Raw genomic sequence first — 14,293 nt, 5'->3', positions numbered from 1 at the left:
TCCTCAGGCGCAGTCGCGGCAGATGTACTGCCCCTTGCTCTCCTCGGCCAGCCTGCTGCGGTGATGCACCAGGAAGCACTTGGAGCAGGTGAACTCGTCTGCCTGCTTGGGCACGACGCGAACGGTCAGGTCCTCGCCCGACAGGCCGGACAGGTCCGCACCCGGCAGTTCGAAACTCTCCGCGGTCTCCGACTCGTCCACGTCGACGACCCCGGACTGGTTCTCGTTGCGACGCGCCTTGAGCTCTTCGAGCGAGTCCTCGGCGAGATCGTCCGCTTCGCTGCGGCGTGGCGCATCGTAATCGGTGGCCATGGTCTAGCACCCCCACTTCAGGATGTGTTCGTGCCGCTGGTCAACGTTCAGGCGCCCCAGTTTGTGCCCGCCCACAAAGTGACGGAGGTCTCGCGCGACGTGCCAGGCTTTGCGGCGGCCATCGGAATCGATTCGCATGGCACGTTCGGCGACTGGAGCGCGCAGAGGGTAGCCCATCGGCGGACCCTCATCCAGCACGTCACTCTAATGGGTGTGTCCCGGTGAGCTGTGGGTTCGCCGGAGGTTCGCTGTGGGTTCACGATCTGACCATCCGAGACCGGATCTTGCCGAACGCGGCCGCCCATGGTGCGATGCAGACGGTTGTCGGGGTGACGCAACGCACTCACCCGATCGCGACACGCGATGTTCGTCCGACGCTCGTCCGGTGGTCGTCGGCTGGTCGTCGGATGGTCATCGATCCGTGCTCGGTCATGAATCAATCCCGAAACGATGCCGACTTCAGCGCGAGCCCCGTCCCGCCGATGTACAGGGAAACGCCTAGGCTGATCAGCGACGCGACACTGGAGTGTCGTCGGTCCTTCAATCCGAGGAGGCGGGACGGGTGGCGTCCGGGAACGTGTGGCCAGAAGACGGTCCGCAGCGCTATCGCAAGCGGCGTCCGCTGCCCGCGTTCATCCTGATCCTGGTGCTGTTCGCGGCGGCGACGATCGTCTGGCTGAACGTGATGACCGACGAGGCGGCCACGGCCAACCAGACCCACTGCGACCCGCCTGGCCCCCGGCCGACCGCCGTGTCGCCGGAGCCGGTGCAGACCACGCTCGGCCAGTCGCTGGCCTTCGACTCGCTCGACCGCACCGTGCCGTCGCCGCCCGCCCAGGTACTGGTCAGGGTGGTGAACGCCAGCTCGCAGAAGGGCGCGGCCAGCATCGTCACCGAGAACCTGCGCCAGCTCGGCTTCACCCAGGTGACCGAGCCGGCCAACGACCCGCTCTACGGCGACACCATGACCTGCCGCAGCCAGATCCGCTTCGGCCCGCAGGGCACGTCCGCGGCGCGCACGCTGAGCCTGCTCGACCCGTGCGCCGAGCTGGTGCGCGACGAACGCAAGGACGCGACCGTCGACCTGGCCATCGGCGGCGACTTCGACACCCTCCGGCCCAACTCCCACGCCCGCACGACGCTCGAACAGCTGACCCAGTGGGCCGAGGAGCACCCGGAGACCAGGGGCGGGCTGCAGGCCAACGGCCCGCAGCCCGACATCGCGCCCGAGCTGCTCGAAGGCGCCCGCCAGGCCCGCTGCTAGCCACCCGCCCTGAATGCCCCATTCGGGACGTTGAGCGTCGCCAATGCCTCATTCAGGGCATCGCGGCCCGGGCGGGGAGCTAGAGGTCGGTGAGGCCGGTCTCGCGCAGGGCGGTCCAGAGGTCGTCGGCGATGCCGGGGGCGGCGGCGAAGGTCAGGTCGCCATCGGTCGCCGGCAGCCGCACCACCGCGCCCGCCTCGGCGGCGATCAGCGCGCCGCCGGCCCAGTCCCACCGGTTCAGGCCGTGCTCGGCGAACCCGTCGAGCCAGCCGGCCGCCACCGCGCACAGGTCGAGCGAGGCCGCGCCGAACCGCCGGATGTCGCCGACCCTGGCCAGCAGCCCGGCCACCGCCGTCGCCTGCCTGGCCCGCAGCTCGGCGCGGTAGGCGAAGCCGGTGCCGACCACCGACACCTCGAGACGCCGCGCGGCCGACGCCCGCAGTGGCCGGCCGTCGAGGAACGCGCCGCCGCCGCGGACCGCGGTCCACACCCGGCCCGATGCCGGTTCGACCACCGCCGCGGCCACCGACTCGCCGTCGACCTGGGCCGCGAGCGACACCGCGTACCACGGCAGGCCGTAGAGGTAGTTCACCGTGCCGTCGATCGGGTCGACCACCCAGCACACGCCGTCGCCCGGCGCGCCCGCCCCGCCGGTCTCCTCGCCGAGCACGTACTCGCCGGGACGCCGTTGCGCCAGCCTGGTGCGCACCAGCCGCTCGACCGCGAGGTCGGCCGCGGTGACCACGTCGGTCTCGCTGGACTTCGTGCTGACGTCCTCGATCGCGCCGGTCCTGGCGGTCCTGGCCAGCTCAGCGGCCTCCGTCGCGACCGAGGTCGCGATCTCGAGTAGGTCACCCTCCACAACACCCATAGGACCTATCGGACCACACCCGGCTAACCTCCGTGGAAAGGTGAGCTGAATCGAGTACGAAGGGATCCGTGGGGATGGGCGCAACCCTCGGCTTCGGCGTGGACATCGGTGGATCGGGCATCAAGGGAGGCATGGTCGACCTGGATGCCGGAAAGCTGCACGGCGAACGCATCCGGATCCCCACCCCCGACCCGTCGAAACCGGACGCCGTCGCGGACGTGGTCAAGCAGATCGTGGACGAGTTCGGCTGGACGGAGAAGGTCGGCATCACGCTGCCGGCGGTCATCAAGCGCGGCATCGCGCACACCGCGGCCAACATCGACAAGGCGTGGCTGGGCACCGACGCCGGGGCGCTGTTCGCCGAACGGCTCAAGCTCGAGCCCGAGAACGTGGTCGTGCTCAACGACGCGGACGCGGCCGGGATCGCGGAGATCTCCTACGGTGAGCCGCTGGACCGGGAGGGCGTGGTCGTCCTGCTGACCTTCGGCACCGGCATCGGCAGCGCGCTGTTCCGGGACGGCCGGCTGGTGCCCAACACCGAGTTCGGCCACGTCGAGGTCGACGGGCACGACGCGGAGACCAGGGCGGCGGCCTCGGTCAAGGAGGAGAACGACCTGTCGTGGGCCGAGTGGGCCAAGCGGGTCACCCGCTACATACGCAGTCTCGAGGACCTCATCTGGCCCGACCTGATCATCGTCGGCGGCGGGGTCAGCAAGAAGGCGGACAAGTGGTTGCCGCTGCTCGAGGTGCGCACGAACGTGGTGGCCGCCGAGCTGCGCAACGACGCGGGAATCGTCGGCGCCGCCGTGGCCGCCCGTCAGGGCCACCACGGCTGAGCGATACCTGATCCCCAGGTCGAGCCACGCTGGGCGATCTTCGCCGGGGGTGCACCCGATGCGGAGTATCGTCGTTACAATGGAACAGTGCCCGCGGCTCCCAGCGGCCCGGGACTTCCCCCGAATCCGGACGACCAGGGCTCCCCATCTGGTTTTCCGTGATAGACCGCAGCAGCGAAAGGGCGTACGTGGCAGCCGCACGAACCGCAACCCGACGCTCCACCGCCTCGGCGAGCGCCGCCAAGTCGGCGGACGCTCAGCCGGACACCGAACCGACTGAGAAGCCTGCCTTGAAGACCGCGACGAAGAAGCCGGCCGCCAAGACCACCACCAGGGCGCCCCGCAAGACCGCGAAGCCCGCAGCTGGTGCGAAGAAGACCAAGGCCGACGCCACCAAGAAGGGCGACGCGCCGGGCGGCGAGCCCGACGGCGAGGAGCCGGACCTCGAGTCCCCCGATCTGGAGGATCTGGAGGACGTCGAGATCGACGTCGTCGACGAGGCGGTCACCGAGGAGGAGCCCGCCGAGGAGAAGACGCCGAGCAAGGACGCCACCAAGGACGGCGACTTCGTCTGGGACGAAGAGGAGTCCGAGGCGCTGCGCCAGGCGCGCAAGGACGCCGAGCTGACGGCTTCCGCCGACTCCGTCCGTGCCTACCTCAAGCAGATCGGCAAGGTCGCGCTGCTCAACGCCGAGGAGGAGGTCGAGCTCGCCAAGCGGATCGAGGCCGGCCTCTACGCGGCGGAGCGGGTGCGCAAGGCCGAGGAGGAGTCCTCGGAGAAGCTCGTCCCGCAGATGCGCCGCGACCTGCGCTGGATCGTGCGCGACGGCGAGCGGGCCAAGAACCACCTGCTCGAGGCGAACCTGCGGCTCGTGGTGTCGCTGGCCAAGCGCTACACCGGCCGCGGCATGGCCTTCCTCGACCTGATCCAGGAGGGCAACCTGGGTCTGATCCGCGCGGTCGAGAAGTTCGACTACACCAAGGGCTACAAGTTCTCCACCTACGCCACGTGGTGGATTCGCCAGGCGATCACCCGCGCGATGGCCGACCAGGCCCGCACCATCCGGATCCCGGTCCACATGGTCGAGGTGATCAACAAGCTCGGTCGCATCCAGCGCGAGCTGCTCCAGGATCTCGGCCGTGAGCCGACGCCGGAGGAGCTGGCGAAGGAAATGGACATCACCCCGGAGAAGGTGCTGGAGATCCAGCAGTACGCCCGGGAGCCCATCTCGCTCGACCAGACCATCGGCGACGAGGGCGACAGCCAGCTCGGCGACTTCATCGAGGACTCCGAGGCGGTCGTCGCGGTCGACGCGGTGAGCTTCACGCTCCTGCAGGACCAGCTCCAGTCGGTGCTCGCGACGCTGTCCGAGCGGGAGGCGGGCGTGGTGCGGCTGCGCTTCGGCCTCACCGACGGCCAGCCGCGCACGCTGGACGAGATCGGCCAGGTCTACGGCGTCACGCGCGAGCGCATTCGCCAGATCGAGTCCAAGACGATGTCCAAGCTGCGCCACCCGTCTCGCTCGCAGGTGCTTCGCGACTACCTGGAGTAGGTCGCGCGCCGCGATCAAGACCGGATCGAGAACCAGCACAGACACCCGCCAGCCCCGGTTGGCGGGTGTCCTGCTGTTCAGCGACGGGAACGCAGTGTCAGGCCGACCACGACCGCGAGGATGCCCAACGCCTCCGGCACGGTCGGCACCTGCCGGAGCACGACCAGGCCGACCGCCGTCGCGGTGACTGGCAGTAGCGCGAGCAGCAACGCGAAGGCCGCCTGCCCGAGCCGGCGCAGCACGATCTGGTCCAGCGCGTAGGGCACGACCGTGGCCGCGACGCCGACCCCGATGCCGAGCAGCAGCAGCCGGGGCGAGGTCCACACCGGGCCGGTGCCCAACGCCAGCGGCGAGAGCACCACGGTGGCCACCGCGAAGCCGACGGCCATCCCGTCCACGCCGAGCCCGCCGTCGGCGACCCGCTTGCCGAGCACGATGTAGCCGGCCCACAGCGCCGCCGCGGCCAGCGCGAACAGCACCCCGAGCGTGCTGGCCGCCCAGCGGACGTCCGCGATCAGGAACACCCCGCAGGCCACCAGCAGCAACGCCGCGACATCGCGCCTGGTCCGCGAGCCGAACGCGGCCACGAGCACCGGGCCGACGAACTCGAGGGCCACCGCGGTGCCCAGCGGCAGCCGGGCGATGGCCTCGTAGAAGGCCACGTTCATCAGCGCGGTGACCACGCCGTAACCCGAGGCGAGCCAGAAGACCCGGCCGCGCCAGGCCAACCGGCCCGGCCGGCGCCAGGCCAGCAGCACCAGCGCGGCGCCCAGGGTGCGCAGCCACGCCACGCCGGCCGGGTCGAGGTCGGCGAACAGCCACACCGCCACCGCAGCGCCGAGGTACATCGACAGGCCGCCGGTGACGAACAGTAGCGGCGCCGGCACCATCGGCCGACGGGTCGCTCCGACAGGCGTGTTCACCTCACCGATCCTGCATCGCGGGACGACCGATACGACAAGCGGGTTAAATCTCGCGTTGAGCGAACTCTCAACGGGCCCGGGAACACTGACGGGAGCTGAAACGTCTGGAAGAGTAGAAGGCAGCGAACACCTCACGGTGATCGCAGCCGGAGACGGCATCGGGACGACCGGTGCCGGGACGGAGGGAGACCGACCATGAACACCACACTCGCCCGCCCCGACCTGACCGCTGCCGACCGCTGCGACCGTTGCGGCGCCGCTGCCCAGGTAAGGGCCATTCTTCCCTCCGGAGGCGAACTGCTCTTCTGCGGGCACCACGCCCGCAAGCACGAGGAACGTCTGCGTGAGCTGGCCGCGAACATCCAGCAGGGCCAGGGCTGACAAGTACACACGCGGTCGGCGGGCGGGACTCCGGGTAACCGGGGTACCGCCCGCCGACTAATACATGACGGTTATCACACGTTGTCGAGTACCGGCTCGAACGCCAGCTCCGCGGCACCGAGCAGGGTCACCTCGGCACCGAGCGTGGAGGCCACGATCCGGGTGCCACCGGCCGCCCTGGACACCAGGCTGCGCTCACGGACCGCGGTCGCCACGTCCGCGATCAGTGAACCGGGCAGCGCGGTGAACAGGTCCCCCAGGACCACCAGCTCCGGGCCGAGCACGTTCACCACGTTCACCAGCCCCAGCGTGAGCCATTCGGTGAACTCCCCCAGCCGGGAGCGCACCAGCGCGGGATCGGCGGCCACCGCCCGCAGCTCGGCCACCACCGCGCCCCTCGGTGCGCCTTCCCGCAGGCCAAGAGCCCGGCACAGCGCCCGCTCGCCGACCTCGGTCTCCCAGCAGCCCCGGCTCCCGCAGTAGCAGGACCGGCCGCCGGGGTGGATCACCATGTGGCCGAGCTCCCCGAGGTAGCCGGCCGTGCCGCGCAGTGCCGAGCCGTCGGAGATCACCCCGCCGCCGACGCCGACGTCCGCGGTGACGTACACCGCGTCCGAGCTGCCCCGCGCGATCCCGCGCAGGTGCTCGGCCAGCGCGCCGAGCTCGGCGTCGTTGCCGACCCGGATCGGCATGTCGAACACCGCGGCTAACCGCTCGCCCAACGGCACGTCGGTCCAGTGCAGGTTCGGCGCCTCGTGCACCATGCCGTCGGCGCGGCGGACCACGCCGGGCACCGAGATGCCGGCGGCCACCATCCGCACGCCGAGGTCGGCCGCCAGCACGATGGCCGAGTCGACCACGTGGGTGATCACCTCGGCCGGCTCCCTGGTGCGTACCCGCAGGTTCCAGCTGTTGCGGCCGAGGATCTCGCCGCCGAGGCCGACCAGCGCGATGGCCACCTGCTCGACCCGGACGTCGACCGCGAGCACCACCGCGGCGTGTGCCTGGGGCAGCACCAGCAGCGACGGCCGGCCGGCGCCGGAGCGCTGCCGGGGTACCCGCTCCTCGACCACCCCGGACTCGGCGAGCCCGTCGACCAGCGCCTTGATCGTGCTGCGGTTGAGGCCGAGCTCGGCGGCCAGCGACGCCCTGGTGCACGGTCCGTCGATGTGCAGCCGCCGGATCAGGACCGTGCGGTTGTGCCGGCGCACCTCGTCGGGCCGCGCGCCCAGGTTGGGCGCGCCCGCAGACGTGCTCGTCAAACCCCTCGCTCCTGTCTGGTCAACAGCCCTGCTCAGCGGGTCGCGACAGCGGCCCTTCGCCGAGAAAGCGCGTCGACCGTGGCGGCGAGCAACAGCACCAGACCGGTGACGATGTTGACCACCGCCGCCGGCTGCCGCAGCAGCCCGAGGCCGTTCTCCACGGCGGCGAGCACGAGCCCGCCGATGACCGCGTGGGCGACCTTGCCCCGCCCGCCGAACAGCGATGTCCCGCCGATGACCGCGGCGCCGACGGCGAACAACAGGGTGTTCAGCCCGCCTGCCTGTGGGTCGACCGAGCCCGCCTTCGACGAGTACACGATCGCACCGATCGCGGCCGCGCCGGCGGAGACCACGAAAACACTCGCTCGGATCTTGCTCACATTGATGCCGGCTCGGCGCGCGGCCTCGGCGTTGCCGCCGACGGCGTAGATGTGCCGGCCGTAGCGGGTGCGGTTGAGCACGTAGGTGCCGATCACCAGCAACACGAGGATGATCGGCACCACGTAGGGCACGCCCTGGATGGTGACCAGGTCCGGGTTGGGCGAGCGGTTGACGGTCAGCGCCCAGGTCGACAGCACGGCGATCACCGCGACGCCGCCCACCTTGAACAGCGCGATCGGTGTCGGGGTGGTGACCAGCCCCTTGCGCAGCCGGCTGAAGTGCTCGCCGAGCACCACCAGCGCGTAGCCGCCGGCGGCGACCACGCACAGCAGCCAGGAGCCGAAGACCGACAGGTTGCCGTTGGCCACGTTGAACAGCACCGGCGAGTTGCGGATGCCGAGCACGCCACCCTCGCCGATGAACTGCAGGATCACGCCCTGCCAGGTGATGAACAGCGCGAGAGTCACCACGAAGGACGGCACGCCGACCTTGGCGACCATGAAGCCGGTGATGCAGCCGATGGCCGCGCCGACGCAGACCGCGAGCAGCATCTCCAGCCACGCGTTGGGCTCGACGCCGAGCACCGACATCAGCACCGCGATCATGCTGAGCACCGCGCCCGCCCAGATCCGCATCATCAGCGCGAGGGCCGTGGCCAGCAGCATGCCGATGACGAACACGTAGAACACCGAGGAGCCCATGCCGCCGAGCAGGTTGCCGCCGCGCACGTAGTGCATCGCCATCACCGCGGCGCACACGCCGGACAGCGTGCCGGCCGACAGGTCGATCTCGCCAAGCAACAGGACGTAGACCAGACCCATCGCGATGATCATCTTGCCGGCGCCCTGCGCGATCAGGTTCGCCGTGTTGTTGAGGGTCAGGAAGTTGTCCGACAACGTGGCGAACACGATCACCAGGACGGCGAGGCCGAGCAGCGCCGGCAGCGAGCCGAGCTCACCGCCGCGCAGTCTGGCGAAGTAGTCCCGGATCGCCTCGCCGGTTGACTGGGAGGTGGTGTCGATGCCGAAGTCGGAGATCGCGCCGCTGGTGCCCGCGTTCTCGGTCCTGGCCGGGGAGTCGGTCATGAAATAGGTCCTCGGTAGCTCAGAGGGTGACTTGCTCGGGCCGGGCAAGGCCGAGGTCGCCGGAGCGACCCGCGGTGATCAGCTCGACGACCTGGCTGTGCGTGGTCTCCTTGGACGGCAGGTCGGCCACCAGCCGACCGAGGTACAGCGTGGAGATGCGGTCGGCGACCTCGAAGACGTCGGCCATGTTGTGGCTGATCAGCACGACCCCGAGGCCCTGCTCGGCCAGCCGGCGAACCAGGTCGAGCACCTGGCGGGTCTGCGCGACGCCCAGCGCGGCGGTCGGCTCGTCGAGCAGCACGACCTTGCTCTCCCAGAGCACGGCCTTGGCGATGGCCACGGTCTGGCGCTGGCCGCCGGACAGCGCGGCGACCGGCGTGCGCACCGACTTGACCGTGCGTACGGCCAGCGACGCGAGCGTCTCGCGGGCGGCGCGTTCCATGCTCGACTCGTCCATCAGCCAGCGCGAGCCGCGCTCCCGGCCGAGGAACATGTTCTGCACGACGTCGAGGTTGTCCGACAGCGCGAGGTCCTGGTAGACGACCTCGATGCCGAGGTCGGCGGCCTCTTTCGGGCTGTGGATGGTGACCGGCTCGCCGCGGAAGCGGACCTCGCCGGAGTCCATGGGGTAGATCCCGGAGACGCACTTGACCAGCGTGGACTTGCCGGCGCCGTTGTCGCCGACGAGCGCGGTGACCTCGCCGGCCCGCACGGTGAAGTCCACGTCGTGCAGCACGTGCATCGGGCCGAAGCTCTTGTTGATCCCGATCAGCTCGAGAAGGGGCTCAGTCATGGTTCCTCCAAACCCCGGGGGAGGTCCGCGCCGGGGGCGCGGACCTCCGCCCAGGGACAACCGGTCAGGAGATGCCGAGCTCGGTGCACGCCGCGGCGAGGTCGCCGGTGCACACGTCGGACGCCGGCACGTAGCCCTCGTCGATGACCCGCTTGACCTCGGCCCGGGTGATCAGGAACGGCTCCAGCAGCACGGACTTGACCTCACGCTTGCCGGTCGGGTCGTTGCTGGTCTGGGTGGCGATCTTGTCGGCCGCAGCGGTGTCGCCATCGGCCAGCGCGGCGGCCAGCTTCGCGGTCGCCTCCGCCTCCTGCTTGATCGGCTTGAACACCGTCATGTACTGGTCGCCGGCGAGGATCGCCTTGAGACCGTCGGCGGTGGCGTCCTGGCCGGTGACCGGGACCTTGCCGTTGAGACCGTTCTTCTTGAGGATCGTGATGACCGCGCCCGCCAGGCCGTCGTTGGCCGCGACCACGCCGTCGACCTTGTTGCCGTTGCCGGTCAGGATCTGCTCGAAGGTGCTGCCGCCCTTCTGGTTGTCCCAGTTGTCGATCGGCTGGGACTGCACCAGCTTGAGCTTGCCGGACTCGTACTCCGGGTCAAGGATGTTGCGCTGGCCCTCGTGGAACAGGGTGGCGTTGTTGTCCGTCGGCGCGCCCTCGATCTCGATGACCTGGGCGCCGTCCGGCGTGTCCTTGAGCGCGTCGACCAGGCCCTGGCCCTGCAGCTCGCCGACCTTCACGTTGTCGAAGGACACGTAGTACTCGGAGCTGCCGCCGAGGTTGAGCCGGTCGTAGTCGATGGTGGGGATGCCCTGGTCGTTGGCCTTCTGCGCGACCGTGCCACCCAGCTCGCTGTTGATCGAGGCGATGATCAGGACCTTGACCCCGCTGTTGATCATGCCGTCGGCCAGCGTGCTGAACTTCTGCACGTCACCCTGGGCGTTCTCGATCTGCGGGTCGAGTCCTTCCGCCTCCAGCGCGGCCTGGAGCATGGGCTTGTCGAAGCCCTCCCAGCGAGCCGAGGACGCGGTCTCGGGCAGGATCACCCCGACCGGGATGCCGCCCGAGGACTCGTTCTCCGTGCCGCTCTCGTCGCCGCCGGCCGGCGGCGCTTCCTCGTTGGCGCCACACGCCGAGAGGGCAAGGGTCAGACCCATCCCCGCGGCGAGCAGAGCAAGCCTTGTACTGCGCATTAACGGTCCCTTCACGGTCCCACGGCAAATGTTGCGGTGCACAACATATGCCGCCGAAGACGGTGAGGGAACCCGTGAACGGGCAATTTGCGACACGCCTACGACACAGTTTGGCAACGAACCGGTAATCCGCCGCTCATCCAGCGGCGGGTGTCACCAGGAACGCAGGGTAGCGATCCGCTCCTCCAGCTGCTCGACCGACGCCATCGCCGTCGGCGGACCGGCACACACCCGGCGCAGCTCACTGTGGATCATGCCGTGCGGTTTTCCTGTCCGGTGGTGGTACATCGCCACCAGGGTGTTGAGCTCCTTGCGCAACGTGGTCAGCCGCTCGACCACGGTCTGCGGCCGGGGCGGCGCCGGCTCGGCCGCCTGGTCCTTGGCCTGGCGGGAGCGCGCGCCGACCTGGTCGGCCTGCCGCTGGCGCAGCAGCGCCCGCACCTGGTCCGGTTCGAGCAGCCCTGGCAGGCCGAGGTACTCCTGCTCCTCGGCCGAGCCGGCGAAGGCCGCCGTGCCGAACGAGGAGCCGTCGTAGATGACCTGGTCGAGCTCGGCCGACGCGCCAAGCGAGGTGAACGCCTTCTCCTCCTCGCCCGGCTCGTCCTTGGTCCGGTTGGCGTCGGCGAGCAGCTCGTCGTCCCAGCCGTCCTTCTCCCGGTGGGGCTTGCCGAGCACGTGGTCGCGCTGCGCCTCGAGCTGGCTGGCCAGGTCGAGCAGCACCGGCACGCTCGGCACGAACACGCTCGCGGTCTCCCCCACCTTGCGGGCACGCACGAACCGGCCGACCGCCTGGGCGAAGAACAGCGGGGTGGACGCGCTGGTCGCGTAGACGCCGACGGCCAGCCGGGGCACGTCGACCCCCTCGGAGACCATCCGCACCGCGACCAGCCACCGGTCCTCGGACTCGGCGAACTCGGCGATGCGCCCGGAGGCCTTCGGGTCGTCGGACAGCACCAGGACCGGCGCCTGGCCGGTGGTGCGCTCCAGCAGGACGGCGTAGGCCCTGGCCGACTCGTGGTCGGAGGCGATCACCAGGCCGGCGGCGTCGGGCACCACCTGGCGCAGCTGCTGCAGGCGTACGTCGGCCGCGCCGAGCACCGCCGGGATCCACTCGCCCTGCGGGTCCAGCGCGGTCCGCCAGGCCCTGGCGGTCTGCTCGGCGGTCATCGGCTCGCCAAGGCGGGCGGTGAACTCCTCGCCCGCGCTGGTCCGCCAGCTCGCCTCGCCCGAGTAGGCCAGGAAGATCACCGGCCGGACGACGCCGTCGGCCAGCGCGTCGGCGTAGCCGTAGGTGTGGTCGGCCTTGCTGCGCAGGAAGCCGGCCTCGTCCGGCTCGTAGCTGATGAACGGGATCTGGGAGTCGTCGCTGCGGAACGGGGTGCCGGTGAGCGACAGCCGGCGCACCGCCGGGGTGAACGCCTCGCGGATCGCGTCGCCCCAGGACTTCGCGTCGCCGCCGTGGTGGATCTCGTCCAGGATGACCAGCGTCTTGCGGTTCTCGGTGCGCACCCGATGCAGCATCGGATGCGCGGCGACCTGCGCGTAGGTGACGGCCACGCCGCGGTAGTCGCTGGAGGTGGCGCCGGCCCCGTTGCGGAAGTTGGGGTCGATCGGGATGCCGGCCCCGGCGGCCGCGGCCGCCCACTGGTGCTTGAGGTGTTCGGTCGGGGTCACGATCGTGACCTGTTCGACGATCCGGTCGGCCAGCAGCTCGGCGGCCACCCGCAGGCCGAACACGGTCTTCCCGGCGCCGGGCGTGGCCACGGCCAGGAAGTCCTTGGGCTTGATGGCGAGATACCTGGTGATCGCCCTGCGCTGCCAGGCACGCAACGGCCTGGTGGCCGGTCGGTTCTCGGTCCCCTGCACGATCGGCTCGGCGGTCACCGGCTGGTCGCTCCTTCCCCCTGCACACGGCACTGCTGGCACAACTGTCCGGGAAACTCCGGGCAAACCAAAGCCCTCAAGCGAGGAGTCCTGCTCCGTTGAGGGCGGCCACGAGCCTACCCTCGGCCGGGGCGGGTCGACGTGGCGCGCCACGCGACACGTCCATCACGATCTTCGGACGCGTCGCGCCGATCACCATCCGATGGACCATGCTTGAGGCCGAGATGAGCCCGCAACCACAACAGCCGACCCGCAACGCGGCGCAGCGCACCGGCGCCATGCTGCGACGCGGGCCGTTGCGGCTGCTGCGGCGCACCTGGGTCAAGGCCTGGGGCGGCAACCTGTTCTCCGAGGCGGCCGAGGCGGCGTTCTGGCAGATCCTGTCGCTGCCCCCGCTGCTGCTCGGGCTGCTCGGCAGCCTCGGGTACGTGGCCAGCTGGTTCGGTGAAGAGGTCATCCAGTCGGTGCACGACGCGATCATCGAGTGGTCGCGCACCGCGTTCAGCCCCAACGTCGTGGACGGGATCATCCAGCCGACCGTCGACGACATCCTCGAGCACGGCCGCGGCGAGATCCTGACCGTCGGCTTCCTGATCTCACTGTGGGCCGGCTCGTCGGCGATGTCGTCGTTCGTGGACGCGATCACCGTGGCGCACGACCAGTACGGCGTGCGCAACGAGGTGTGGCAGCGGATCTTCGCGCTGCTGCTGTACCTGGCCTCGCTCGGGCTGCTGGTGGTCGGCCTGCCGATCCTGGCGATCGGCCCGGACACCCTGCCCAAGCTGTTCCCCGCTGCCTGGCAGCAGGAGATCGGGTACTGGGTCGACACGTTCTACTACCCCGCCCTCGGCGTGCTCATCGTCCTGGCCCTGGCCACCCTCTACAAGGTCGCGCTGCCCCGCAAACTGCCATGGCACCGGGGCCTGCCGGGCGCGATGCTGGCGATGCTGGTGTTCCTGCTGTCGAGCATCGCGTTACGGCTCTACATCGGGTGGATCACCACCACCGGCTACACCTACGGCGCGCTGGCCACCCCGATCGCCTTCCTGCTGTTCACGTTCTTCATCGGCCTGGCCATCGTCACCGGCGCCTACTTCAACGCCGCCATCCAGGAGATGTGGCCGGCCAGGATGACCCGCCGCCAACGCCGCCGGTGGCGCCGCCTGGAGATGGACCGCCTCCGCGACACCCCACCACCCCCCAGCCAACCCCGCGAGGCCAACCCCCCGACCACGCGAGTCCACCGCGCCGAACCCGCGAGTCCAACGCTCCCGACCCGCGAGTCCAACGCTCGTGACTAGTCGCGCAGGTTCTCGTAGATGCGCTTGCACTCCGGACAGACCGGCGAACCCGGCTTGGGTGAGCGGGTGACCGGGAAGACCTCACCGCACAGGGCGACCACCATGTTGCCCGTCACGGCACTCTCCGCGATCTTGTCCTTACGGACGTAGTGGAACATTTTCGGGGTGTCGTCACCCGTGGTGTCTGTTCCCTCCGGCCGAGTGTCGACCTCGGGCAGCGTTTGCGTACTCACGCCGCCAATGATGCCGGAA

Annotated in this window: 14 protein-coding genes; 5 read left to right on the top strand and 9 right to left on the bottom strand. The window is 70.1% G+C overall.

The window, feature by feature from the left end; translation table 11 throughout:
- Positions 1-3: 3 nt before the first annotated feature.
- The gene (locus ACYVIP_RS38695) at positions 4-312 is read right to left on the bottom strand and encodes a DUF4193 domain-containing protein (RefSeq protein WP_431435652.1); all 309 of its coding nucleotides are present in this window, start codon (positions 310-312) and stop codon (positions 4-6) included.
- 562 nt (positions 313-874) lie between these two features.
- Here ACYVIP_RS38695 and cei point away from each other — a divergent pair.
- Complete coding sequence (gene cei / locus ACYVIP_RS38690; RefSeq protein WP_460405747.1) at positions 875-1,576, top strand: envelope integrity protein Cei; 702 nt, start codon at positions 875-877, stop codon at positions 1,574-1,576.
- Positions 1,577-1,655: 79 nt separating this feature from the next.
- Here the strand turns inward: cei and ACYVIP_RS38685 are convergent, their stop codons facing one another.
- On the bottom strand, positions 1,656-2,447 hold the full coding sequence (locus tag ACYVIP_RS38685; RefSeq protein WP_460405745.1) for an inositol monophosphatase family protein: 792 nt from the start codon (positions 2,445-2,447) through the stop codon (positions 1,656-1,658).
- 74 nt (positions 2,448-2,521) lie between these two features.
- On the opposite strand from ACYVIP_RS38685, the gene ppgK reads away from it, so the two are divergent.
- Together ppgK and ACYVIP_RS38675 are read left to right on the top strand one after the other, a co-directional pair.
- Positions 2,522-3,283 carry a polyphosphate--glucose phosphotransferase gene (gene ppgK / locus ACYVIP_RS38680; RefSeq protein ID WP_460405743.1) on the top strand — a complete coding sequence of 254 codons (762 nt, stop codon included), beginning with the start codon at positions 2,522-2,524 and terminating at the stop codon, positions 3,281-3,283.
- Positions 3,284-3,471: 188 nt separating this feature from the next.
- Entirely contained in the window at positions 3,472-4,836 is a 1,365-nt protein-coding gene (locus ACYVIP_RS38675; protein ID WP_460405741.1) for an RNA polymerase sigma factor, read from the top strand.
- A 77-nt stretch (positions 4,837-4,913) separates the two neighbouring features.
- Here ACYVIP_RS38675 and ACYVIP_RS38670 read toward each other — a convergent pair whose 3' ends face one another.
- Positions 4,914-5,684 carry an EamA family transporter gene (locus ACYVIP_RS38670; protein ID WP_460405817.1) on the bottom strand — a complete coding sequence of 257 codons (771 nt, stop codon included), beginning with the start codon at positions 5,682-5,684 and terminating at the stop codon, positions 4,914-4,916.
- 270 nt (positions 5,685-5,954) lie between these two features.
- Between ACYVIP_RS38670 and ACYVIP_RS38665 the strand changes: the two genes are divergently transcribed.
- Positions 5,955-6,140: a DUF7455 domain-containing protein gene (locus ACYVIP_RS38665; RefSeq protein WP_460405739.1), complete on the top strand. Its 186-nt coding sequence runs from the start codon at positions 5,955-5,957 to the stop codon at positions 6,138-6,140.
- A gap of 74 nt (positions 6,141-6,214) precedes the next feature.
- Here the strand turns inward: ACYVIP_RS38665 and ACYVIP_RS38660 are convergent, their stop codons facing one another.
- The 5 genes from ACYVIP_RS38660 to ACYVIP_RS38640 all read right to left on the bottom strand — a co-directional run bounded on the left by ACYVIP_RS38660 (position 6,215) and on the right by ACYVIP_RS38640 (position 12,740).
- The gene (locus ACYVIP_RS38660) at positions 6,215-7,402 is read right to left on the bottom strand and encodes an ROK family protein (protein WP_460405737.1); all 1,188 of its coding nucleotides are present in this window, start codon (positions 7,400-7,402) and stop codon (positions 6,215-6,217) included.
- A 32-nt stretch (positions 7,403-7,434) separates the two neighbouring features.
- Positions 7,435-8,868, bottom strand: a complete 1,434-nt coding sequence (locus tag ACYVIP_RS38655) for a sugar ABC transporter permease (protein ID WP_460405735.1) — start codon at positions 8,866-8,868, stop codon at positions 7,435-7,437.
- Between the two features lie 19 nt (positions 8,869-8,887).
- Entirely contained in the window at positions 8,888-9,661 is a 774-nt protein-coding gene (locus tag ACYVIP_RS38650; protein ID WP_460405733.1) for an ATP-binding cassette domain-containing protein, read from the bottom strand.
- Positions 9,662-9,725: 64 nt separating this feature from the next.
- Positions 9,726-10,856, bottom strand: coding sequence for a sugar ABC transporter substrate-binding protein (locus ACYVIP_RS38645; protein ID WP_460405731.1), 1,131 nt, complete (start codon positions 10,854-10,856; stop codon positions 9,726-9,728).
- A gap of 153 nt (positions 10,857-11,009) precedes the next feature.
- Positions 11,010-12,740 (bottom strand): DEAD/DEAH box helicase, encoded by a 1,731-nt coding sequence (locus ACYVIP_RS38640; protein ID WP_460405729.1) that lies wholly within the window; start codon positions 12,738-12,740, stop codon positions 11,010-11,012.
- 224 nt (positions 12,741-12,964) lie between these two features.
- Here ACYVIP_RS38640 and ACYVIP_RS38635 point away from each other — a divergent pair, with 224 nt between their 5' ends.
- A complete protein-coding gene (locus ACYVIP_RS38635; RefSeq protein ID WP_460405815.1) occupies positions 12,965-14,041 on the top strand; it encodes a YihY/virulence factor BrkB family protein in 1,077 nt (358 codons plus the stop codon).
- On the opposite strand, the gene ACYVIP_RS38630 is transcribed toward ACYVIP_RS38635, so the two are convergent.
- On the bottom strand, positions 14,038-14,274 hold the full coding sequence (locus ACYVIP_RS38630) for a DUF3039 domain-containing protein (RefSeq protein WP_460405727.1): 237 nt from the start codon (positions 14,272-14,274) through the stop codon (positions 14,038-14,040). The two genes, ACYVIP_RS38635 and ACYVIP_RS38630, sit on opposite strands and share 4 nt — an antisense overlap.
- Positions 14,275-14,293: the final 19 nt, after the last annotated feature.

Source organism: Actinophytocola sediminis, assembly GCF_054779715.1.
This window is presented reverse-complemented; position numbering and strand designations above follow the sequence as displayed.